Source organism: Vibrio sp. TH_r3 (assembly GCF_033101115.1).
Taxonomy (GTDB): Bacteria; Pseudomonadota; Gammaproteobacteria; order Enterobacterales; family Vibrionaceae; genus Vibrio.
The window spans coordinates 65,948-89,588 of the sequence record NZ_JAWMPW010000007.1; the positions used below are offsets into that span (position 1 = coordinate 65,948).

The 23,641-nt window shown below is 39.4% G+C and carries 18 protein-coding genes and 7 tRNA genes; 7 read left to right on the forward strand and 18 right to left on the reverse strand.

The window, feature by feature from the left end; translation table 11 throughout:
* Positions 1–78 precede the first annotated feature (78 nt).
* The gene (locus R3X26_RS08635) at positions 79–1,344 is read left to right on the forward strand and encodes an HlyC/CorC family transporter (RefSeq protein WP_317716909.1); all 1,266 of its coding nucleotides are present in this window, start codon (positions 79–81) and stop codon (positions 1,342–1,344) included.
* A gap of 82 nt (positions 1,345–1,426) precedes the next feature.
* On the opposite strand, the gene luxS is transcribed toward R3X26_RS08635, so the two are convergent.
* From luxS to alaS, 18 genes are all read right to left on the reverse strand, one after another.
* Complete coding sequence (gene luxS / locus R3X26_RS08640) at positions 1,427–1,942, reverse strand: S-ribosylhomocysteine lyase (RefSeq protein WP_317716910.1); 516 nt, start codon at positions 1,940–1,942, stop codon at positions 1,427–1,429.
* Positions 1,943–1,986: 44 nt separating this feature from the next.
* A complete protein-coding gene (gene gshA, locus R3X26_RS08645; protein WP_317716911.1) occupies positions 1,987–3,552 on the reverse strand; it encodes a glutamate--cysteine ligase in 1,566 nt (521 codons plus the stop codon).
* Between the two features lie 222 nt (positions 3,553–3,774).
* Complete coding sequence (locus R3X26_RS08650; protein ID WP_317716912.1) at positions 3,775–6,627, reverse strand: pitrilysin family protein; 2,853 nt, start codon at positions 6,625–6,627, stop codon at positions 3,775–3,777.
* Positions 6,628–6,637: 10 nt separating this feature from the next.
* Complete coding sequence (locus tag R3X26_RS08655) at positions 6,638–7,078, reverse strand: YqaA family protein (protein WP_317716913.1); 441 nt, start codon at positions 7,076–7,078, stop codon at positions 6,638–6,640.
* The gene (locus tag R3X26_RS08660) at positions 7,072–8,025 is read right to left on the reverse strand and encodes an NADP-dependent oxidoreductase (protein WP_317716914.1); all 954 of its coding nucleotides are present in this window, start codon (positions 8,023–8,025) and stop codon (positions 7,072–7,074) included. Before R3X26_RS08660 ends, R3X26_RS08655 begins: the two co-directional genes overlap by 7 nt.
* Positions 8,026–8,151: 126 nt before the next feature.
* Positions 8,152–9,282, reverse strand: coding sequence for a sodium ion-translocating decarboxylase subunit beta (locus R3X26_RS08665; protein ID WP_317716915.1), 1,131 nt, complete (start codon positions 9,280–9,282; stop codon positions 8,152–8,154).
* Positions 9,283–9,291: 9 nt separating this feature from the next.
* Positions 9,292–11,091 (reverse strand): sodium-extruding oxaloacetate decarboxylase subunit alpha, encoded by a 1,800-nt coding sequence (gene oadA, locus R3X26_RS08670; RefSeq protein WP_317716916.1) that lies wholly within the window; start codon positions 11,089–11,091, stop codon positions 9,292–9,294.
* Positions 11,092–11,124: 33 nt separating this feature from the next.
* Positions 11,125–11,385, reverse strand: a complete 261-nt coding sequence (locus R3X26_RS08675; protein WP_317716917.1) for an oxaloacetate decarboxylase subunit gamma — start codon at positions 11,383–11,385, stop codon at positions 11,125–11,127.
* Positions 11,386–11,794: 409 nt separating this feature from the next.
* Positions 11,795–11,871 (reverse strand) — tRNA-Arg (locus R3X26_RS08680).
* Positions 11,872–11,952: 81 nt separating this feature from the next.
* A tRNA-Arg gene (locus R3X26_RS08685) sits at positions 11,953–12,029 on the reverse strand.
* Positions 12,030–12,110: 81 nt separating this feature from the next.
* Positions 12,111–12,187: transfer RNA gene (locus R3X26_RS08690), tRNA-Arg, on the reverse strand.
* 81 nt (positions 12,188–12,268) lie between these two features.
* A tRNA-Arg gene (locus R3X26_RS08695) sits at positions 12,269–12,345 on the reverse strand.
* 19 nt (positions 12,346–12,364) lie between these two features.
* Positions 12,365–12,457, reverse strand: a tRNA-Ser gene (locus R3X26_RS08700).
* 79 nt (positions 12,458–12,536) lie between these two features.
* A tRNA-Arg gene (locus R3X26_RS08705) sits at positions 12,537–12,613 on the reverse strand.
* Positions 12,614–12,634: 21 nt separating this feature from the next.
* A tRNA-Ser gene (locus R3X26_RS08710) sits at positions 12,635–12,727 on the reverse strand.
* A gap of 55 nt (positions 12,728–12,782) precedes the next feature.
* Positions 12,783–12,932: a hypothetical protein gene (locus R3X26_RS08715; RefSeq protein WP_317716918.1), complete on the reverse strand. Its 150-nt coding sequence runs from the start codon at positions 12,930–12,932 to the stop codon at positions 12,783–12,785.
* Between the two features lie 26 nt (positions 12,933–12,958).
* Positions 12,959–13,153, reverse strand: a complete 195-nt coding sequence (csrA, locus tag R3X26_RS08720; RefSeq protein WP_317716919.1) for a carbon storage regulator CsrA — start codon at positions 13,151–13,153, stop codon at positions 12,959–12,961.
* A 577-nt stretch (positions 13,154–13,730) separates the two neighbouring features.
* Positions 13,731–16,313 carry an alanine--tRNA ligase gene (gene alaS / locus R3X26_RS08725; RefSeq protein ID WP_317716920.1) on the reverse strand — a complete coding sequence of 861 codons (2,583 nt, stop codon included), beginning with the start codon at positions 16,311–16,313 and terminating at the stop codon, positions 13,731–13,733.
* A 410-nt stretch (positions 16,314–16,723) separates the two neighbouring features.
* On the opposite strand from alaS, the gene R3X26_RS08730 reads away from it, so the two are divergent.
* From R3X26_RS08730 to R3X26_RS08755, 6 genes are all read left to right on the forward strand, one after another.
* Positions 16,724–17,251: a fimbrial protein gene (locus tag R3X26_RS08730; protein ID WP_317716921.1), complete on the forward strand. Its 528-nt coding sequence runs from the start codon at positions 16,724–16,726 to the stop codon at positions 17,249–17,251.
* Positions 17,252–17,423: 172 nt separating this feature from the next.
* Positions 17,424–18,164: a molecular chaperone gene (locus tag R3X26_RS08735; protein ID WP_317716922.1), complete on the forward strand. Its 741-nt coding sequence runs from the start codon at positions 17,424–17,426 to the stop codon at positions 18,162–18,164.
* A gap of 17 nt (positions 18,165–18,181) precedes the next feature.
* On the forward strand, positions 18,182–20,647 hold the full coding sequence (locus R3X26_RS08740; RefSeq protein WP_317716923.1) for a fimbria/pilus outer membrane usher protein: 2,466 nt from the start codon (positions 18,182–18,184) through the stop codon (positions 20,645–20,647).
* Entirely contained in the window at positions 20,644–21,999 is a 1,356-nt protein-coding gene (stbD, locus tag R3X26_RS08745; protein WP_317716924.1) for a fimbrial usher protein StbD, read from the forward strand. Before R3X26_RS08740 ends, stbD begins: the two co-directional genes overlap by 4 nt.
* A complete protein-coding gene (locus tag R3X26_RS08750; RefSeq protein WP_317716925.1) occupies positions 21,965–22,684 on the forward strand; it encodes a fimbria/pilus periplasmic chaperone in 720 nt (239 codons plus the stop codon). Before stbD ends, R3X26_RS08750 begins: the two co-directional genes overlap by 35 nt.
* 383 nt (positions 22,685–23,067) lie before the next feature.
* Complete coding sequence (locus tag R3X26_RS08755) at positions 23,068–23,598, forward strand: fimbrial protein (RefSeq protein ID WP_317716926.1); 531 nt, start codon at positions 23,068–23,070, stop codon at positions 23,596–23,598.
* The last annotated feature ends 43 nt before the right edge of the window (positions 23,599–23,641 follow it).

Consider the following 23,641-nt stretch of genomic DNA (forward strand, 5'->3'; position numbering starts at 1 on the left):
CAATATTTCATTTTAATTGACAGTGAAAATTATTTAGGTCATTAATTGTGCGAATAATAAAAAAAGGAAGTCCTAACTTTGGATGACATATCAACGGGTATATTGTTTGCCATTCTCGCATGTCTAATTATCATTTCTGGTTATTTTTCGGGTTCCGAGACAGGAATGATGTCTCTAAACCGTTACAGATTAAAGCACCTTGCAAGTCAAGGTCATAAGGGAGCCAAGCGAGTCGAAAAATTATTAGCTCGACCTGATCGTTTAATTGGCCTCATTTTAATCGGTAACAACTTAGTTAACATTCTTGCTTCTGCTATTGCGACTATTTTAGGCATACGCTTATTTGGTAATGTTGGGGTAGCAATTGCAACAGGATTATTGACGCTAATCGTACTAGTCTTTGCGGAAGTCACGCCTAAGACGTTAGCTGCTTTATATCCAGAAAGAGTTGCCTACGCCAGTAGTATCTTTCTTAATGTACTAATGAAATTACTTTCTCCTTTGGTCATATTAGTTAACCTAATCACCAACGGTGTACTGTTACTCATGGGAATCAAAGCCGATCATGCTGCTCAAGATCATCTTAGCTCCGATGAACTTAGAACGGTAGTAAATGAAGCTGGTGGACTGATACCACGTCGACATCAAGATATGCTTGTTTCCATCTTAGATTTAGAGCATGTCACCGTAAATGACATCATGGTTCCAAGAAATGAAATTACCGGTATTGATATTAATGACGATTGGAAATCAATTGTTCGTCAGTTAACTCACTCCCCTCATGGTCGCGTTGTCTTATATCGGGATCAGATAGATGAGGTCGTGGGCATGTTACGTCTACGTGAAGCTTATCGTTTAATGTTGGAAAAAAATGAGTTCACCAAAGAAACACTCTTACGAGCAGCAGATGAAGTCTATTTCATCCCAGAAGCGACGCCGTTAAATGTTCAACTACTAAAATTCCAGAGAAATAAAGAACGTATTGGTTTAATCGTTGATGAATACGGTGACATTATCGGTCTTATTACATTAGAAGATATCCTGGAAGAAATTGTTGGCGAGTTTACCACCTCTATTGCTCCTAGTTTATCTGAAGAAATCACTCCACAAGGTGATGGCAGTTATCTTATTGAAGGCAGTGCTAATATTCGCGATATCAACAAAGGTTTGAAATGGACGTTACCAACTGATGGCCCAAGGACATTAAATGGACTTATCTTGGAACACTTAGAAGATATTCCTGAAAGTAAAGTAAGCATTGAAATTGAAAAACATTTAATGGAAATTGTTGAGTTTACAGAGAACAAAATTAATTTAGTGAAAGTTTTCCCAGAAAAAAAATAATATAAGTAAAAAAAATGGCATCTTAATCGATGCCGTTTTTTATTTATCTAGACCTATAAATAACTCTATACCTAAATTGAGCTTATTTATTTAGTTCTTGTAGAATGCTATCAGGTAAAGCCAGTTCATCATTTTTATTCACTAACACACCAGCTTTAATAATATCGGTCGCAATGTCTTTTGCTTCCTTCAACGAATGCATATCATAAGTGCCACATTGATATTCATTCAATTCTGGTATTTTATTCTGACTCTCTACTTCAAGCACATCATTCATTGAGTCTAGCCAAGCTTTAGCGACACGCTCTTCTGTTGGTGTACCTATTAAGCTCATATAAAAACCGGTACGACAGCCCATTGGAGATATATCTATAATTTCAACATCCTTCGCATTCAAATGTGAACGCATAAACCCAGCATATAAATGTTCTAATGTATGAATGCCTTTTTCAGAAAGGATGTCTTTATTCGGAGCACAAAAACGTAAATCAAATACCGTTATGGTATCGCCTTTCGGGGTTTGCATTGTTTTGGCCACGCGCACAGCTGGCGCATTCATTTTAGTATGGTCTACAGTAAAGCTATCTAATAAAGGCATTGCTTAATCTCCAATGATTCGATGTTTTGTATCGAATCTTATCATTATTTTAAATATGAAAAATAGTCAGTTAGAAAGTCATCAAAGTTGACCTTATCCGCTTGCTCTATTGCTTTTTGAGCTTGCACAGAAGCTTCTGATTCATTAATCATTTCTTCTTGGCTGTAAACAGTATAGTTGCTGGTTAAATGATATTCCCTATACTGAGAGCCATACTTACAACCTAATTGACCTATACCACCTAACTGTTTGGTTTTTTCTAATAACCGTCCTGAAATAGTAAGTTCAGGATCATCAATCCAGGTCAGCAACTCTTGACAAGTTTGTTGGTATTCATCGCCACCAACGGCTTTATCCATTTCAACAGCAATCAATTTTAAATCAACAAAAATCTGCTTAGTTAGCTCTTGCAGTGATTTTTCGTCACCATTACAACCTTCTGCTAGCATTAAACCGGGTTTACGACCTTCTTGAATCACTCGATTCCAATTCTCTTTCCAGCAACCGAGTTGTTTGTTGTTCATTGGTCCTGTGTCTTTAATTAAACACCAAGTCAAGAAAAGATCGAGGAAACGGATCTGTTGTTTAGTCACACCTACAGGACTAAATGGATTAACATCTAAAGAACGAACTTCAATATATTCTACACCAGCACGCTTTAAAGCTTCTGACGGTTTCTCTCCTTCTTGAGCAACACGTTTTGCTCGTATCGGAGCGTACAATTCATTCTCAATCTGCAAAACATTACTGTTTAATTGCTGATATTCGCCTTCTACTTTAATACCGATTTTAGCGAAATCTTCAGAAGGCGTGTGAATAGCTTTATCTAAACCGACTAAATACTCATCTAAATTATTGTAGCTAATCTTTAATTCACTTTGAGCACTATTGGTATAACCCAGATCACTCAATCGCAATGAAGTTCCATAAGGAAGGTATAAAGTTTGACCGATATTTTCAAATGGAAGAGTGGTTTCTCTACCTTGTAAAAACGAAGAACAAATCGCCGGAGAGGCACCAAAGAAATAGGGAATTAGCCAGCCGAAATGATAGTAATTACGTATTACATTAAAATATTCATCTGAGCGAGTTTGACATCTATCTTGTTCATTTTGTTCGCCATGAAGCGAATCCCAAATGGAATCTGGAAACGAAAAGTTAAAATGCACCCCAGAGATAATCTGCATCAAACTTCCATAACGGTTCTTTAAACCTTTACGATACAAAGTCTTCATCTGGCCAATATTTGAACGGCCGTATTGAGCAAATGCAATATCATCTTCGTTTTCTACATAACATGGCATAGAGAGAGGCCACAGTTTCTCTTGACCCATTGCATTTAATGAGAAATGGTGAATATCTGAAAGTTGACCAATAAGTTCTTCCACATCTGACGAAACAGGAGTAATAAATTCCAACAAAGACTCTGAGAAATCTGTTGTTATCCATTTATTGGTTAGTGCCGCTCCTAATCCTTCAGGGTGAGGCGTTAGCGCTAAATTTCCATTTAAGGTATAACGTAAAGCCTCTCGCTCTACTCCTCTACCTATTTTGGTGAAATTTTCTGGATTCTTTGCTACTTTTTGCAGTCTTGATGAAAAATTTGTCAAAACAAAGGTCACTTTTAATTATGTTTTGGCGTAGATTACGCCTTTTTATATTAATTGCCAGCTTAACAAGCTTCTGTTTTTCAATAGAACGTCTATCGATGTAAGATATGGATTAATGAAACGAATCTATGGCAAATAAACTCACAGTATAAAACCAGTCGATCAAAGAATGGTAAGTATTCACCACTCTTTGATCTCTCTACTCTATGAGATATAGGTACTTTATTTAGCTATTTCAAGTTGTACGATTGGAATAGTTAATTTTTCTAATTGAGGCCTTAAGCTCTTAGCGTCTCCAACCACAATAATCTGAAAATCCTCTGGCTTAAACCATTTGCTAGATACTGCGTTTAAATCGGCCTTAGTGACATTATCTAAAAGAGTATTTCTCTGTTCTATGTAATCTTCATCCAATGAATAATTGACAATATTAGATAATAATCTCGCTTTTTGACTGGGTGTTTCGTATTTTAAAGCATCTTGTTGACCAATCGCTAAACGCATAAAATCGAGTTCGTCACTTGTCATACCTTGCTGGCTGTACTGTTTGAGCTCAGCTAACATTTCTTCAATGGAAGGTAATGTGGAGTCGGCTCTAACTTGAGCGCTGAACAACATAATACCCACTTCTTTATTACTCGCATGGTAGCCACTTGCACCATACGTGTAACCTTTATCTTCTCGCAAATTTTGGTTAATACGGCTATTAAAATTGCCTGCTAAATTAAAATTCGCTAATTGCGTTAAGTATTGTTCACCAACCGTATCGTAAGGCAAACCTTGTTTTACTAATCGAACAACACTTTGTGGTGCATTAGGTTTATCAATTAAATAGATATGTTGAGTCGTATTGGGCTCTATAACTTGTGGTTGTAGAATGGGTGCATCGTACCCTTGCCAATCGCTCAAGAAACTCAGTTTTTTCACTAACGTCGCTTCGTCCACATCACCTACAACCACCACTGACGTTCCCATAGGAGTGTAATTTGAGTGATAAAACGCTTTAACGTCGTCTAACTGTAACTCTTTTATCGATTGTAGAGTGCCGTCATTTGATCGTCCAAAAATGCTGTTACCAAACAGAACTTGTCGAGTTGCTTGCGAAGCAAGCCATGAAGGCTTTTGATGTTCATATATCAATCCTTCGATCGCTTGCTTTTTCAATCGTTCAAAATCAGCAGGATTAAAAGCAGGCTCAAATAACATCTCCTCTACAATCGCCAACGTCTCGGATAAATTTTTATCTAAAGACGAGACACTGATTGTTGTGGTGTAATTACCCGAACCAATACTAATATCACTTCCTAGCTTATCGAGTTCAGATCGAATTTCTTCGATGCTTCGCTGCGTGGTTCCTTCTTGCATCATTTCAGAGGTCAGATTAGCCAGCCCTTCTTTTCCTTTAGGTACATACCGGTGCCCAGCAGGCAAGATTATTTGCAATTCAACCGTTGGAGTTTCTGTGCTTTCAGTCCCCAAGACTTCAATACCATTATCCAAGTACACATTGTACAAATCTGGCATTTTCCCTTTAACCGCCCCTCCAACTTGAGGCATCACGGAACGGTCGAAATCGTCAACCGCCTTAGTATAATTTAACTCACTGTCTTGTATTTTTTTGTACTCGGGTAACGTTCGCTTCGGAGTAACAAAATTGGCTTCTCTCACCGCTAAATCTAATTTACCTTTAGGGATAACACTCAAGGTTACTTTAGATTTTCCATCAACAAATTTTTGATATACCGACATTATTGATTCAGGCGTTACGCCTCTTAATTGCTCTAGTTCCACCTCAATACGATCCGGTTGACCATAAAATGTTTCATTAGCTGCAAGTTGTGCTACCTTTCCTTGTACACTTTGCAGTGCAAACACAGCATTTGATTCGGCACTACCAATAATTTCTTCCAGTTTATCTTGTTCTACACCAGTGACTTTAAATTCATCCAATATAGCCATCAGTTCATCGTATAAATTGGTTAAATTACCACTGTCACCAGAATCCCCCATAGCATAGACATAAAAGCTACAAGATAATTCGGCACATTGATGAAATGCTCCTGCATCAATCGCTTTTTCTGTTTTAACCAGTTTTTGGTAAAGCAGACTATTTTTACCACTGCCCAAAACGGAGGCTAATGTATCTAAAGTGACTTGTTGCTCTTCACCCTTATAGGTGGTTGGCCAGCCGATCATGACCATAGGTTGGCGAATTCTATCTTCTAAGGTAATGTATTTATCTTCTGTTAGAGTGGCTGGCTGCTTCGGAGCGTTGTTGACTTCAGGACCTCTAGGTATTGAAGCAAAGTACTTATTTACCCACTCTAAAGTCTGCTGTACATCAATATCACCACCAATAGTTAACGTTGCATTGTTAGGGCCATACCAGCGTAAAAAAAACGCTTTAAGATCATTCACGTCAACTCGATCTAAATCTTCAACATAACCAATAGTTTGCCATGAATAAGGATGGCCTTCTGGGTACAATGCTTCACCCATTTTTTCCCACATTAATCCATATGGTCGATTATCGTAATTTTGTGCGCGTTCATTTTTTACTGTATCTCTTTGTATTTCGAATTTTTTTTGCGACACAGCATCAATTAAAAACCCCATTCGGTCTGATTCAAGCCAAAGCATTTTCTCTAATTGATTAGACGGAACAGTTTCAAAATAATTGGTTCTATCTTTGTTGGTGGTGCCATTGAGACTCCCACCGGCTTCAGTAATAATTTTAAAATGCTGTTGGTCACCAACATGCTCTGAGCCTTGAAACATCATATGTTCAAAAAAATGAGCAAAGCCAGATTTACCAACCTCTTCTCTTGCCGAACCTACATGATAGGTAACATCAACATGCACCAATGGATCAGAATCATCAGGTGACAATATCAAGGTTAATCCATTGTCTAATTTAAACTTGGAATAAGGAATAGATACTTTGTTCGTTTGATTGGAAGATTGTTCAATAAAGGTAAACCCTTCAGGGATTTGAAGATCATTATCAGGTGACGATAATTGAGAACAGCCATATAAAGCGACCGAAAAGGCCACACTGAGCCAAACTTTTCTCATCAATAACTCCTTAAAAAAAACCAAAATATAGTGCTAGCAAAAAGCTGTATCTTATTGCCTTACCGAAAGCAATTAACATAATACAAGGCATAAATTTCATTCTTAGCCAGCCAGCAACAAGACAAAGAGGATCGCCAATAACAGGTAGCCAACTCAATAAAAGTGCAGCATATCCATACTTATGTAACCATCCCACAGCTTTATGACCATATTTTTCTTTTGAGGTTCGATGCGGCAACCAAAAACCTATCCAATAATTGGTTAAACCACCTAATGTATTTCCCAGCGTCGCAATCAATAGAATCGATACAGCGGTATATTGATGAGTATTCAATGTTGCTATAAAAGTTGCTTCTGACGCGCCAGGTAACAAGGTGGCACTGAAAAAACCTGATATACCCAGAACCCATAGAGCCGATTCACTAAAATAGAGATATAACGACTCTAGCACCGCATATCCAACACTATTTTTCCTCTTGTATGGCCTGTTTCTATCTGCTTATGAGCGTCAACAACTTGTTTGAATGATATGGCGGGCTGTACGTCAACTTTTAACAAACCAACACTCACCATGTATAACATGGCATCAAGTTGCTCTGAACTCGGAGTAACCAACATGCCACTCGCACTAAACCCTAACATTTGTGCTTTTTCACAAATTAAATCTTTAGTTATCGTAGGGACTGTCACTACTCGTGCTTTATCTTTCAGGCATTTAAGTGCATCTAAAGCCGTATCGCCACCAACCAGATCGATCAATACATCAACATCGGAAATTCGTTCAGATGCCGAAGCAAATTCGTAGTTAATCGCGTTAGCACCTAATTGTGCCAAATAATCTAAGTTTGCTTCACTGCACGTTGTATAAACTTCAGCTTGCGCTGCAATCGCAATTTGCACGGCTATGTGACCAACCCCACCAGCACCAGCAAGAATAAGAACTCTATCGCCAGCCTTCACTTCAGCTTGGCTTAGTGCTTGTGCAGCTGTTTGAGATGCAACAGGGAGAGCGGCGGCGGCTTCTAAGGTTACCGCATCAGGCACTAGACTTAATTGCTCTTCAGCCACACATAAATACTGACTATATCCCCCAGCGGTCAATGGAAAACCAACCAACCCAGCGACTGTATTTCCAACCGAAAAACGTTTAGAGTCTTCCCCTAAAGAAACTATTTTCCCTGATATGTCATACCCTGGTGTCCAAGGTAAATTATCTTTATTTTGCTCTGCGGCCCAACCTAATCCTGCTCTGGTTTTTACATCAATCGGATTTAAGCCAGAAAAATAGACCTTAACCAATACTTCACCTTTTGCTGGAACTGGCACTGTGTCAGTCACAAAATCGAGTACTTGAGGCTCTCCAAATTCAGGTATTACTATTTTGATGTTGTCTGTCATAACTATTCCTTTAAATTGACAAAAAAAGGGATGCATTTGCATCCCTTTGACTATAAACCATTTTGTTCTGTTTAGTTAAACCAAATATTCACAGCACAATCTAAGCTATTGAATATTTAATGCTCACTAACCTACCAATGCTAGCAAAATACCGGCTGCAACAGCAGAACCAAGTACACCAGCCACATTAGGTCCCATAGCATGCATCAACAAAAAGTTTTGGGGATTGGCTTCTAGCCCGACTTTATTTACCACACGAGCGGCCATAGGCACAGCTGACACCCCTGCTGCACCGATTAATGGGTTAATATCTTCTTTTGATAGCTTATTCATTAATTTGGCCATCATAACCCCTGCCGCAGTGCCAATACTAAATGCCAAAGCGCCTAGAGCAAGAATACCCAAAGTTTCCAAATTTAAGAATTTATCTGCTTGTAATTTAGACCCAACCCCTAGACCTAAGAAAATAGTGACAATATTGATCAGTTCATTTTGGGCAGTTTTAGATAAACGCTCAACAACACCGGCTTCGCGCATTAAATTACCTAAACAAAACATACCAACTAATGGCGTCGCTGATGGTAAAAACAGAATAGTCATCATTAATACGGCAAGTGGGAAAAGTATTTTTTCTACTTTACCAACATGACGTAATTGAGCCATAGTTATTTTACGTTCATCTGGTGTGGTAAGTGCTTTCATTATCGGAGGTTGGATAATAGGTACTAACGCCATATAGCTATATGCTGCAACCGCGATTGCACCTAATAAATCCGGTGATAGTCGGCTAGATAAAAATATTGCGGTGGGACCATCCGCACCACCAATAATAGCGATAGAAGAAGCATCGGCTAAACTAAACTCCATACCAGGAATGAAATTTAACAAAATGGCACCAAACAGGGTCACAAAAATACCAAACTGAGCGGCAGCACCTAACCATAAAGTTTTTGGATTCGCAATTAAAGCACCAAAATCCGTCATGGCCCCTACACCCATAAATATGAGCAAAGGAAACACGCCTGTCTCTATACCTACATGATAAATATAATATAAGACCCCACCTGGCTCAGTAAAGCCGGCGTTAGGAATATTGGCTAGTATGGCACCAAAACCAATTGGTAACAGCAATAAAGGCTCAAAGCCTTTACGAATAGCCAAAAAGAGCAACAAACAGCCAACTGCAATCATACACAGCTGACCAAACTCAAAGTTGGCTATTCCGGTTTCACTCCAAAGACGCATTAAACCTTCCATGATTCTCCCTTACGTCAAACTTAGCAAAGGAGAGCCAACCGCGACAGCATCCCCTTCTTTTACATTGATATCAGCAACGGTTCCTGCTTTTGCTGCACGAATTTCTGTTTCCATTTTCATCGCTTCCAAAATAATTAACACATCCCCTTCTGCAACTTGTGCTCCTGGTGTAGTAATAACTTTGAAAATAGTACCAGCCAGTGGTGCAACTACTGGCTCTGCATTAGCTGCGGCGGTAGAGTTTATTTCCGGGACTGTAACTTTTTCTGTCGGTGTAGATGACGGTGAAGTAACCGACGTCAACTGTCCTTCAGGGCCAACTTCAACATTATAAACTTGGCCATCTACTTTAACGCTATACGCTTCAACGCCACCACTAGTAGACGACGAAGCGACAGGAGCCGTAGAAATTTCTGGTTCTTTACCAGGGGCAGGTTCGAATGCATCTGGATTACGACGATTTTTCAGGAATTTCAAACCAACTTGAGGGAACAACGCATAGGTTAATACATCATCTACCGTATCTTCTGCTAGTGAAATTCCGTCTGATTTAGCTTTTTCTAGCAGTTCAGTCGTTAGAGTATCTAATTCATCATCGATCAGATCAGCAGGGCGACAGGTGATCGCTTCAGAACCTTCCAATACGCGGGCTTGTAGTTCTTTGTTAACTTCTGCTGGCGCAGTACCATATTCACCTTTTAGTACACCTGCTGTTTCTTTAGTAATGCTTTTATAACGCTCACCAGTAAGAACATTAATAACCGCCTGAGTACCAACAATTTGAGAGGTCGGTGTAACCAAAGGAATAAAACCAAGGTCTTCACGAACACGCGGGATCTCTTGTAGAACTTCATCTATTCGGTCTGCCGCACCTTGCTCTTTTAATTGACCTTCCATATTGGTTAACATGCCACCAGGTACTTGAGCAATAAGAATGCGCGAATCAACGCCTTTCATTGCTCCTTCCCATTTTGCGTATTTTTTACGAACTTCTCTGAAATAAGTAGCAATGGATTCAAGTGGCTCTAATTTCAACCCAGTATCACGCTCTGTTCCTTCAAGCATCGCCACAACTGTTTCTGTTGGAGTGTGCCCATAGGTTTGGCTCATAGACGAAATAGATGTATCTAGAATATCTAACCCCGCTTCGACTGCTTTAACTGCAGTGGCAGTCGAAAGACCGGTTGTTGCATGGCAATGAAGTGCAAGTGGCACATCACAAGAAGCTTTAATTCGAGTAATCAACTCTTCTGCTTCATAAGGTCTTAACAGGCCAGACATATCTTTAATACAAAGAGAATGACAACCTAAATCTTCTAATCGTTTGGCTAAGTCGACCCAAGTATCAGAATTATGCACAGGACTGGTAGTATAAGATAAAGTGCCTTGGGCATGCCCACCCACTTTAACAACCGATTTGACTGCTTGCTGAAAATTACGCACATCATTCATCGCATCAAAGATACGAAAAACATCCATACCATTGACATGGGCACGCTCTACAAATTTTTCTACAACATCATCACCATAATGTCGATACCCCAACAAATTCTGGCCTCTCAATAACATTTGCATTGGCGTGTTTGGCATTGCTTTTTTTAATTCACGCAGGCGTTCCCATGGGTCTTCACCTAAGAAACGAATGCAGGAATCAAACGTCGCTCCACCCCATGTTTCTAATGACCAGTAACCAATTTTATCCAGTTCAGACGCAATAGGTAACATATCTTCAATACGCATACGAGTCGCAAACAGCGATTGATGGGCATCACGCAACACTACATCAGTAATAGCAAGTGGTTTAGGCATGCTCAATAACTCCTTTTAATCTTATTAAAACTACTACTTAGTATTAGAAGTTCGGTATTTATGTACCGCGGCAGATATCGCTGCTACAACTTGTGGACTAACAGTAGATGATGATTGTTGTTGAACTTTAGAATTCTGAAGTGGAGCAACGATCGGCTCTGGGGTTTCTTCCGGTACCATCGAAGACATGAACCGAACGAGGTATACAAGAATGGTAAGAAACAAAAACACAACCGCCATGCCCGTGATCATGAGTGTCGCTGCTTGTTCCAATAAGCTTCCAATATCTGTCATTATGCTTCCTTTCGCTGTCTTAAAGACACATTATCAACAAGTTTGAGATCCATTCGCAAACTCGCACGGATAGGATTATCTCGATTAGTGATCAATTGTCAAACTTGAACTCATAATAAGTTAAGTTAATCAGGTCCTCAGAGCTAGATTATTCATACTAGAAATGCTTATGAACAACTATATAAATAACTGGAATTAACTTGCTTCATAAAACCAAACATACGACAAAAATATATCAAGCGAAAGCAAATACAGACAGAAAAACTGAGAGGCAGGTAATAAAACTAAAATTTCTTTTTTACAAACAAATAATATGTAAACACATAGTGTTTGCAATGATACAAAAATGTTAATTTCAATAAACAGAAATTGGACTATTTAAGAAGAATTGAATTACTCAAGAAAAAGATGGCGCGCTCGGAAGGATTCGAACCTTCGACCGCCTGGTTCGTAGCCAGGTACTCTATCCAGCTGAGCTACGAGCGCGCAGGGTGTAACTAAGATATGTTGTATAAAACTTAACGGGCAATAATTTAATACTCTTACCATCTAAGCTTTTTGAAATAATGGCGCGCTCGGAAGGATTCGAACCTTCGACCGCCTGGTTCGTAGCCAGGTACTCTATCCAGCTGAGCTACGAGCGCGCAGGGTGTAACTAAAATATATTGTATAAAACTTAACGGGTAATAATGTAACGCTTTTACCATCTAAGTTCTTTGAAATAATGGCGCGCTCGGAAGGATTCGAACCTTCGACCGCCTGGTTCGTAGCCAGGTACTCTATCCAGCTGAGCTACGAGCGCGCAGGGTGTAACTAAAACATATTGTATAAAACTTAACGGGTAATAATGTAATGCTATTACCATCTAAGTTCTTTGAAATAATGGCGCGCTCGGAAGGATTCGAACCTTCGACCGCCTGGTTCGTAGCCAGGTACTCTATCCAGCTGAGCTACGAGCGCGCAGGGTATATAATAATAATGGCGGTGAGGGAGGGATTCGAACCCTCGATACGGTATTAAGCCGTATACTCCCTTAGCAGGGGAGCGCCTTCAGCCTCTCGGCCACCTCACCGTTTTTATTCTTTATATTTAACGACTTATCTTTTTAGATGCAAGACTAAAAGGAAAAAACAGCCATTAATTAAATAATATGGCGCGCTCGGAAGGATTCGAACCTTCGACCGCCTGGTTCGTAGCCAGGTACTCTATCCAGCTGAGCTACGAGCGCGCAATTTTTATTTCACAAGAATGGCGGTGAGGGAGGGATTCGAACCCTCGATACGGTATTAAGCCGTATACTCCCTTAGCAGGGGAGCGCCTTCAGCCTCTCGGCCACCTCACCATCTTGCGGAGGCACATATTACGATTTACCCAAAATATGTCAAATACTTTCTGAATTAAATTAGTGAAAAAATGCGTGATAGACCACTAATCAACCAACCAGATGGAAAAACATGCTTTTCTTGCAAATATTCAGCCATTTTACCATCTTCAATGCTCCAACATATTTCAAAGTAATTAGCAGAAACAAAAAAGGCTAGCAACAAGCCAGCCTCCTTCATCAACGGGAAATTTAGAAATTACCTGTTGCTGGAGCAGCACCTTTTTCTGCTTGAATACGCATATAAATTTCTTCACGATGCACGGATACTTCTTTCGGAGCATTAACACCAATTCGAACCTGGTTACCCTTCACACCCAGTACTGTCACTGTTACTTCATCACCTATCATTAGGGTTTCGCCAACCCGGCGAGTTAAAATCAGCATTCTTCCACTCCTTGAGTAATCTCTGAACTTTTAAGCAATAACGCTTATTATCCAACATTAATAGCATTTACGTAAACTAGTCTAGTTAAGAAATAGTTACTTTTATTTGCTTTTCAAGTTCTTCCTTTAAATTTAATTGTTTTTTATCAATAAGCTTCGCACTTTCTTAACAAATTACGGCAACACTAGCTGATATTTCTACCATCAATTGTCAAAATAGCTCTTCCTATTTTATTTTCTACTTATAAAAAGCTTACAGATAGCCGTAAACTTGTTATTTCCTAACTAGAATTAAAGCGTTACTAATAACTATAGTCAACTTATTAACTATTACGGATTTTTTCCACAAAAACCACACCTAACACTACTTATCTTGATGATTATATTGTTTACAACGTCCATAATTCGTTTCTAAGTGTACATAAACAACAGATTTACCATAGGCAGCTCTCACGTTAGCAACACGGAAGTGTTGATTGAACAACCGATAAAAAGCGTTGAGCACACAAAATTCTATTTGATAAAAAAAGCCAACTAATGAGAAATTAGTTGGCTTTTTTAAACTTAACACGCTGAATTAAAAACGTTCTTCTAACCAGCCTTTAACTGTTTTAAGTGCTTCTGGTAAAGCAGCTACGTCTGTACCTCCAGCTTGAGCCATATCTGGACGTCCACCGCCTTTACCACCGATCTGCATGGCGACCATATTTACTAGTTCACCCGCTTTGACCTTGCCAACTAAATCTTTGGTTACACCAGCAATTAGGCCGACTTTGTCACCATTAATATTAGCTAACAAAATAACACCACTACCAATCTGGTTTTTGATGTTATCAACCATAATACGCAAGTTTTTATTATCAGCGTCTTGCAGAGCAGCAACTAATACTTTGTGTCCGGAAATATGCTCAACTTTACCCAGTACATTACTACTTTCTACCGCTGCTAGCTTATTTTTTAGCTGCTCAATCTCTTTTTCTAACCCTTTAGATTTATTAGCAACCTCAGTCAGTTTACTTTCATATTGAGCTTGTTGTGTTTCAATCGCATCAAGAGCAGCTTCACCGGTAGTTGCTTCAATACGTCGGATACCAGCGGCGATACCACTTTCAGAAACAATCTTGAACAGTCCAATATCACCAGTATTATTAGCATGAATACCGCCGCAAAGCTCAGTTGAGAAATCACCCATTGTTAATACGCGAACTTGGTCATCATACTTTTCACCAAACAAAGCCATCGCGCCTTTTTTCTTAGCCGACTCAATGTCCATGATGTTAGTTTCTATCTCATTGTTAGCACGTATTTGGCGGTTTACTATTCTTTCTACTTCGCGCAGTTCTTCCACTTTAACCGCTTCTAAGTGTGAGAAGTCAAAACGTAAACTGTCTGGTTTTACTAATGACCCCTTCTGAGTAACATGTTCACCAAGTACTTGGCGCAAAGCAGCATGAACCAAATGGGTCGCAGAGTGATTTAGAGATATAGCTTGTCGACGTTTTGCATCAACTAACGCTTGAACCACATCTTCTTTAGCAAAAACACCTTCAATTAATTCACCATGGTGGGCAATTGCGCTACCTAACTTCTGAGTATCTTCAACTTTAAATAAGCCCGAAGCCACTTTAAGAATACCCGCGTCTCCACATTGCCCGCCGGATTCAGCATAGAATGGCGTTTCGTCTAAAACAATAATCGCCTTATCCCCTGCTGATAATGACTCAACTTGGTCTCCATCGACAAACATCGCCACCACTTGGCTAGTAGACTCTGTCCCTTGATAACCTAAAAATTCAGTCGTGGCATCAACTTTAATCGCTTCATTATAATCTGTCGCAAATTGTCCCGCTTCACGCGCTCTTTTACGTTGTGCTGACATGGCTTTTTCAAAGCCAGCTTCATCAATCGTAAAGTTACGCTCACGTGCTACGTCAGCGGTTAAATCCGCTGGAAATCCGTAGGTATCATAAAGTTTAAATACCATTTCACCATCAAGTTCTTTTCCTTCAAGCGCATCTAACGCGTCGTTAAGGATGGTCATGCCACGATCAAGTGTACGACTGAAATTTTCTTCTTCAATTCGCAGAACTTTCTCAACCAAAGTCTGTTGTTTTTTCAACTCGACACCGGCCGATCCCATAACATCAGCAAGAACCGCAACCAGTTTATAGAAGAACACCCCTTGCGCACCGAGCTTATTACCATGACGAACAGCACGACGAATAATTCGACGAAGTACATACCCTCGCCCTTCATTAGATGGCATCACGCCGTCAACAATTAAAAATGCACAAGAACGTATATGATCAGCAACAACACGAAGCGACTGATTAGATAAGTCATCATAACCAATCACTTCAGCCGACGCTTTAATTAAGGTTTGGAAAATATCAATTTCATAGTTTGAATGCACACCTTGCATAATAGCGGCAATACGTTCAATCCCCATTCCTGTATCCACTGATGGCTTAGGCAAAGGTTCCATTGTTCCGTCAGCATGGCGATTAAATTGCATAAAGACGTTGTTCCATATTTCTATAAAACGATCACCGTCTTCTTCGGGTGTGCCGGGGCGTCCGCCCCAAATATGCTCACCATGGTCATAAAAAATCTCTGTACAAGGACCACACGGACCGGTATCACCCATTTGCCAGAAGTTGTCTGACTCGTATGCTTTACCGCCTTCTTTATCACCAATGCGAACAATACGATCAGCAGGAATACCGACATCTTTGTTCCAAATATTGAACGCTTCATCATCGGTTTCATACACAGTTACCAATAGTTTTTCTTCTGGTAACTTGAGTACCTTAGTTAAAAACTCCCACGCATAACTAATCGCATCATTTTTAAAATAGTCGCCAAAACTAAAGTTGCCCAACATTTCAAAAAAAGTATGATGGCGAGCAGTGAAGCCAACATTCTCTAAATCATTATGCTTACCACCTGCACGGACACAACGTTGAGCACTTGTTGCTCTTGTGTAAGCTCGTTTATCTATACCTAAAAAACAATCTTTAAACTGGTTCATTCCAGCATTGTTGAACAACAAAGTTGGATCGTTTTCTGGAACCAAGGATGAACTTTCTACTATCTGATGTCCTTTGCTTTCAAAGAACTCTAGAAACGCACGGCGTAACTCGTCGGTGCTCATATACATGCGACTCTTCCTGAAACTTTTGAGATGAATTTAGGGCAATAGCGCCCACAAACAATTATTTGTTGGCTATTGTAAATGAAGGGGCTGGATTCGGCTAGTTTTCTTAAATAAAAGAATTTTACTGTGATTTTTCGATCTAATTATCTAACAATTCACTGTAATAGTGATCATTGTGGCCTTTAATAAAAAATTCCACATACTTCACCTATTAATATAAACAACTCATTTTCAAATAGTTAATAAATCACATCACTTAACTTTGTTGCTCACGGCCCCTTATTAGCATTTAATTTATATTATTTCAATTGTCATGATAATAAATAGCCAAGTATGTTCGAGTAAAGTGCCCTTGATGAATAATCAAATAGTCCGGTTCTCTCTGGATAAATTATCTCTAAAGGGTTTATAAAATGAAAAAAACAAATTTAACATTACTATCTATTGCTGCAATGTTCAGTACTAGTGTTTTAGCTGCACAAGCCAACGTTATTACTTTTCAAGGGGAAGTAACCGACCAAACTTGCGTTGTTGATGTAAATGGAGAAGAAGCAAATCCACTAGTATTACTACCAACCGTATCTACCTCAGATTTAGCAGCAGCAGCGAGCGTTGCGGGTACTACTGAATTTGATATTTCTATTTCTGGATGTACAGCAGGTACTGCAACAGTCATTGATACCGTGTTTGTAGGTAACCAAGTAAATGGTGCTAACCTAGGAAATACCGGGACAGCGGGAAATGTTGATATACAAATTCTAGACACTAAAGGCGTCGCAATTGATTTCAGCAGCAATTATAACGGAGCTGGTGACCTGACTCTTGCTGATGCAACAGCCACAGAAGCTACCGCTACATATAAAGCTCAGTACTATGCTACTGCTGCTTCAACAGCAGGTACGGTAAACGCATCTCTTCAATATGCGATTTCTTATCAGTAAATCGTATTTAGAGAGCGATCTCAAGTACGTGTAATATTAGATTGGATATAAAAATATTTTTATATCCAATCACTTCATTGCCAACGAATAAAACACTCTCAATTATCTACTATTCTTTTAGTTATATAATTTTTTTTTGCAAATATCTTGAACTCTGGGAGTCGTGTTGATCATGAAAAAAATATTTTACTTTCTACTCTTTTTTATTTCGACAAGCACATCTGCCAATATCATTATGACAGGAAGTCGAATTGTATATGATGAAGGCAAAGAGTTCGTCAATGTTCAACTGAACAATAGAAGTGATAAAGTATTTTTTGTTCAGTCTTGGACTGAAAACAGTAACAAAACATCTGAAAATATTGAAGAAACACCTTATGCGGTCATTCCTCCTATTGCTAAATTAGAAGCTAATACTGGGCAGGTAATCCGCACAATTCTCACGGATAAACAGGCGTTTCCTGACGACCGAGAATCGGTATCATACTTCAGTTTTTTACAAGTTCCTGCAAATACTGATGTTGCCGATGGTAATGAAGATAGCAACAAACTTGTCATTACCATAAAGCACAAGGTGAAACTTTTCTATCGACCAAAAAAAATCGCCAATTATGAAACCAATTGGAAACAAGACATTCAAGTGGATGTTATTGAATACAATCATAAAACCATACAATTACGAGTAACCAATAATAGACCATTATACTTATCCATGTCTGGCATGGCGAAGCTTGAGTATGGTGACGAAAAGTTAGCATCGGTAGGCTTAATGGTTGCACCGTATTCTTATCAAGATTTTGAATTTTCTTCAAACTTTGCTGACGATGCATCTTCAAAACCTGCAAACTTTACTTTTTCACCCGTTAATGATCAAGGTGGTCTGACGGAAAGAAAGTATCCTCTTTATTTCTAATTGACGTGGTAACTTTCATGCAAAAAAAGATCCTTGTTGCTGCAGTTTTGGCTCAATTTAGTTGCTTTACTATCGCGGTAGAGAAGCCCCAATTTGATGCTTCTTTATTTCAAGGAAGTGTTAATGTCGATCGTTACTTAAATAATGACTCGGATTTGTCAAACTACGGAATAAATGGCACAAGTACAATCGATCTATATTTGAATGGAAAACTAGTTAAAGCCAATTTTAAGATACGTTCTGCGATGAACCCAACACTGAATAAATTTGAAGGGTGTTTGTCGCTTACTCAATTGGAAATGTTAAGAATACCAGACCCAAAACAGGTTCTTGAGTGTTACTTTGTATCTGATTTAATCCCATCATCGTCATGGAAATTTGAACCATCAAATTTCAAACTTGATTACACGATCCCTCAAGCTTCGTTAATTAGACAACGAGATGGTTACATAGACCCGAGTAAATGGGACGAGGGTATATCGGCTTTATTTATCAAGCATAATTCTAACTATTACTTCACTCAATACGACAACTCAGACAACAGTCAATATTTAAGTAGTAATCTAAAAGTGGGCAGTAACATAGGCTTATGGCAATTTAGGCACGACGGTTTTGTTAGGATCAGTGATGATGAATACGATTACAATACCTTAAATACTTATGTTCAACGGCCAATTTCTAGCATTGGTAGTAACATAATATTAGGTGAATCTTATACTTCAGAAGGCTTATTTGGTAGCTTATCTTACACGGGTATTAAGCTCGAAACAGACAAGCGTATGTGGCCGCAGAGCCAACTAGGTTATGCACCGGAAGTAAATGGAGTGGCTTTAACTAATGCTCTTGTATCCGTTATGCAAAATGGACAGATTATACGGGAAATCACCGTTCCACCAGGCCCATTTGTTATCAATGATTTAAACGATACAAAAAACAACGGTGATTTACAGGTAATTATTCGTGAGAGCGACGGCGTGGTGAATACATTTACTGTGCCTTATTCATCTGTCCCTTTATCAGTAAGGCCAGGGAACGAAGTATTTAACATCGTAACAGGTAAAATACGAGGCTACGACGACGTTAACAGTTGGTTTGCTCAAGGAACTATTCAGCACGGTGTAAGTAATCAACTCACGTTAAACTCAGGAGTCAGAATAGGGAAAGATTATCAATCGTATATGTCTGGTGGAGTACTAGCTACATCAATAGGCGCATTTGGCTTTAAAGGGACCTATGCTTTCACTCAAGCTCATGAAAGCGAACCAGCGACTAAAGGCTGGCAACTAGAAACCTCTTTCTCTCGTTCTTTCGACACGGGCATGCACCTCTCCTTACTCGCCTATCGATATTCGTCTGCTGGTTATATGGAATTAGTAGATGTGTTAAGCAGAAGAGAACAAATAAGTAATGGTGCTACTGGCTATATTTCTGACACTTTTAATCAACGCAACAGATTTACAGTATCACTTAGTCAGTCATTAGCCGAGTTTGGTTCATTAAATATGAGTGGCTCTTTAGTCGATTATTATGACCAAGATAAAGCAAACATCAATTACCAAGCAACATATAACAACAACTGGAACAGTCTTTCTTATAACCTATCTGTGGGAAGGCAATTTAGTTTCACCAATAGCACCGAAGGAAAGTACGAAACAACCATGGCATTAGGTGTATCTATACCATTTGATGCATTCGATCGTTGGTCAACCGTTGGCTTTAACTATACAAAGAGTGATGCAGGAGAATCTGCAACCATTAACGTTGCAGGAACCATAGGTGAAAAGGCTCAAGCGTCATACTCGGCGTACGCTGGTTATGAAAGCGGCAATAATGCTTATGGTGCCAATATGTCAACAAGAACTCGTTATGGCAATCTATCCTTTGGGGCGGCATCGGGTGAAGGCTATAACCGTGTTTCGGCTGGTATGTCAGGGACGGTTATTGCCCACAGCGGAGGCTTGACTTTTGGTCCTTATGTGAGCGACTCGTTTGCATTAGTTCATGCTGAAGGGGGCGAAGGTTTACAGCTACTAAATGGCCAAGGAGCTCAAATAGATGGCAACGGCTATGCTATTTACCCTTCTTTGATGTCGTATCGATATTCTGATGTTGCACTCGGAGCCACCGCAGACACGTACAGTAATGTAGATTTGAACACCAGTAGTAAAAAAGTGGTTCCTTATGCAGGCGCGGTTGTAAAGGTCTCGTTTGAAACTATAACAGGTTATGCCATGTTAATAAGCACGACATTAGAAAACGGTGAATACCCACCAATGGGGGCAGATGCATTTGATGATTCTGGAATGAGTGTGGGAATGGTTGGACAAGCTGGCCAAGTGTATGTTCGGTTGAACAAAAGTGCCAAAGGCATAACTCTACATTGGAATGATAATAAAGAATGTTTTATTCCTATTAACCTCACGTTATTGGATAAAAAGGCACCGCTAAACTCATATTCGCAAACTTGTGAGACAATAAAATGAAAGTAATTATAAAATTAATGACTGTAATGTGTCTATTTTTCAGCTCACTTGCGGTATCTACTTGTCTCAGACTAGATGCCAACAACAATTACTTATTGAGTGCCGAAGCAATCACTGCTGGATATTATACAATGGATAACGTCAACGGTGCTTCTGATGGCAACTATGGCCAACTTGGATTACCTGCGGTTATTAACATTAATAGTGGCAGTGCATTCCAACCCGATGGAACCGTATTAGCATCATCAACCGCTTCATTTTTAACCAGCTCGAACGGTAGTGCCTATGGTGAAAAACAAGTACTTTTTCGCTGCGACATAGAAGATAAAAATGAGTTATACGAATATTATTCAACGAATGCAGATGACCGTTATGCTGGAATGCATGAAGTTAGTGAGCTACCTGGAGTTTCCGGAGCTTACTATACCGAGTACAAATACGCAGCAACACGCTTCACAAACCTAACAACCCAGGAAATTTACTCGCGTAAGTGGAAAGCGAGACAACTCGACCCGAGCAAAATGTTTTCCGACGAACGTTATATTTATGTTCATGCAGGTATGTTTAGCGATGTTTTCGTTGAAGTGATAAAAATATCAGGCGTCAATTTCAATGCCAACAGCAACAGTCGATTTACCCCTTCACGTAGTGGACAAAAAGTATACATTGCTTTTAAAGGAGGGGGGCATAGCTCCGGCTTAACTGTCGGTTGTGATCATCTTACTTGTCATAATGGCTATTATGCTGAGTGGCCCGGTGGGTGGGGATGGCGAGGTCAGGTTACTTTTATTCGTGGGGCTTATTGTGAAGTAACTGACTATACTCCGCATATTCTATTTGCTACCGTTAGTGATGAGTATTTGAATAGTGGTGAAACAGTGACAAGCGATTTCTCTGTCGATTTAACGTGTGAATCCGATGCGATATCAGGTACTACAGCCAATGACAGTACAGATTCATCGACTAAAGCGAGGCCTGTTTCAATGGGATTCTTAGTCAATTCGAGCAACGCGATAATACAAGCTCAAACACTCGGACTCATTAGTACCGGTGGGGGATTAACATACTTACTGAGTAACCACTATGGCGAACAAGGAATAGCCAAAGGTGTGGGCATTAGGCTGTACGATAGTAACAATAGAGCGCTGCAACTGTTACCAAGTTTAACCACCGAAACAGGCAATTCTGGTGGTTGGTATGGTTACCAAGAGCTAACACAGTTGGCAAGTACGGAAGTTGATCATAAAATATATCGAGGCAATTTTTCTGCATCGTTAGAAAAACTGCCCGGAGAAACGGCTACCGCAGGGAGTGTATATGGCCAAGTCCAAATTATTGTTAGTTTTCAATAAACTGGTTATTTTTTTTACTTTCGTCAGCATAAACATTACCAACGCAGCTGCTGAAGTCAACATCGATAAAACACGGCTAATCATTAATGCTAAAGAAGCATTCACCGTATTTAGATTGGTTAATTCTGGCGAGTATCCTACCGCTATTCAATTATGGACCGATACTGGTGATGTATTAACCTCTCCAAACAAGGGGCTAACGCCTGTTTTTGTATTACCGCCCATATTCAAGCTAAATCCCGGTGAAATACGACAAGTCAAAGTGATGGTGAATCGGCAGGATTTAAAAAACTCAACCAATGAAAGCTTATTTTGGTTGAATATATTGCAAATTCCTCAAGACGTCGACGATAGCGAAGTCGTGGCTAAGATCACCTTACCTTTACGCTACCGTTTAAAAATACTAGTCAGGCCCGATGAATTATCCAAACCATCATCTATCGACTACAAAAATATAGGCTTTAAAATAGTAGATAATCAACTCCACATATCGAATAATACCCGATGGCACATGAATTTTTTGGCCATTCAAGTCGGTGATGAACTATTGGAACGCGTTACCACGCCACCTTTAAGTGTCGATATTAAAACGATAGAAATAAAAAATCTTAATACTAACGACATTCGATACTCAATTATTTCTGATGAAGGGCAAGTTGTTGAATTTTCACAATCCATTCAATAACATCTCTTCTTTAAGTTACTCAATATAACGTCTGAAATATCCAATACTAAGATAAATATAACATTCAGCCCAAACCCTCTCTAGCTTTCGCTTTATTCAAGATAACGGTTGCCCCTATATTGCAGGTAAACCGTTTAACTCACCTTCCTACTTATTATTAACTGTTAGCCCATGTTGTAAAGAACATCTTATTTGCAACATGGGTTAACCGTAGTGCCAAATAAGTTGCTATTCCTGCTATGCATTCGCATTAGCATTTAATTTATATTATTTCGATCCAAATGATAATAAACAAATTGATACGTTCAAGTACATTACCCGTATTGATACACGAGCTGAATTATTCAGTTAATCACCAACCAATTATCTTTAAGGGTTTAAAAATGAAAACATTAAATTTAGCATTGCTTCCTATTATTAGCGTATTCAGTACAAGCGTTTTAGCAACGCAAGCAAACATTATTACTTTCCAAGGGGAAGTTACCGACCAAACTTGTACTGTTGATGTAAACGGTGATACAGCTAACCCCGTGGTATTACTGCCTACCGTTTCTACCTCAGATTTAGCTTCGGTTGCTGCCGTTGCTGGTACTACAGAATTCGATATTTCTATTTCTGGTTGTACGGCGGGTGCAACAACCGATATATCCACCGTTTTTATTGGCAACCAAGTCACAACAGATGGAAACTTAGGCAATACAGGTTCTGCTACCGAGGTTGATATACAGCTTATTGACACTCAAAATAATGTGATTGATTTTAGCAGCGATTTTAACGGAAACGGCGACCTTAATCTTGCTGATGCGACGGCCACTACAGCGAATGCTACCTATAAAGCACAATATTATGCAACTGGGGCAACAACAGCTGGTACTGTGAGTGCATCATTACAATATGCTATTTCGTACCAGTAGTCGTTATTAATAATAGCCGTTCGACTACTTCAAATTATGACGG

Excerpts from the sequence above, each read along its gene's own strand:
- R3X26_RS08740 (WP_317716923.1), top strand. The coding sequence starts at position 18,182 with ATGCAAAAAAAGATCCTTGTTGCTGCAGTTTTGGCTCAATTTAGTTGC.
- R3X26_RS08750 (WP_317716925.1), top strand. The coding sequence starts at position 21,965 with ATGGCCAAGTCCAAATTATTGTTAGTTTTCAATAAACTGGTTATTTTT.
- R3X26_RS08730 (WP_317716921.1), top strand. The coding sequence starts at position 16,724 with ATGAAAAAAACAAATTTAACATTACTATCTATTGCTGCAATGTTCAGT.
- R3X26_RS08660 (WP_317716914.1), bottom strand. The coding sequence starts at position 8,025 with ATGACAGACAACATCAAAATAGTAATACCTGAATTTGGAGAGCCTCAA.
- R3X26_RS08735 (WP_317716922.1), top strand. The coding sequence starts at position 17,424 with ATGAAAAAAATATTTTACTTTCTACTCTTTTTTATTTCGACAAGCACA.
- alaS (WP_317716920.1), bottom strand. The coding sequence starts at position 16,313 with ATGTATATGAGCACCGACGAGTTACGCCGTGCGTTTCTAGAGTTCTTT.
- csrA (WP_317716919.1), bottom strand. The coding sequence starts at position 13,153 with ATGCTGATTTTAACTCGCCGGGTTGGCGAAACCCTAATGATAGGTGAT.
- R3X26_RS08755 (WP_317716926.1), top strand. The coding sequence starts at position 23,068 with ATGAAAACATTAAATTTAGCATTGCTTCCTATTATTAGCGTATTCAGT.
- R3X26_RS08665 (WP_317716915.1), bottom strand. The coding sequence starts at position 9,282 with ATGGAAGGTTTAATGCGTCTTTGGAGTGAAACCGGAATAGCCAACTTT.
- oadA (WP_317716916.1), bottom strand. The coding sequence starts at position 11,091 with ATGCCTAAACCACTTGCTATTACTGATGTAGTGTTGCGTGATGCCCAT.
- stbD (WP_317716924.1), top strand. The coding sequence starts at position 20,644 with ATGAAAGTAATTATAAAATTAATGACTGTAATGTGTCTATTTTTCAGC.
- R3X26_RS08675 (WP_317716917.1), bottom strand. The coding sequence starts at position 11,385 with ATGACAGATATTGGAAGCTTATTGGAACAAGCAGCGACACTCATGATC.
- R3X26_RS08650 (WP_317716912.1), bottom strand. The coding sequence starts at position 6,627 with ATGAGAAAAGTTTGGCTCAGTGTGGCCTTTTCGGTCGCTTTATATGGC.
- luxS (WP_317716910.1), bottom strand. The coding sequence starts at position 1,942 with ATGCCTTTATTAGATAGCTTTACTGTAGACCATACTAAAATGAATGCG.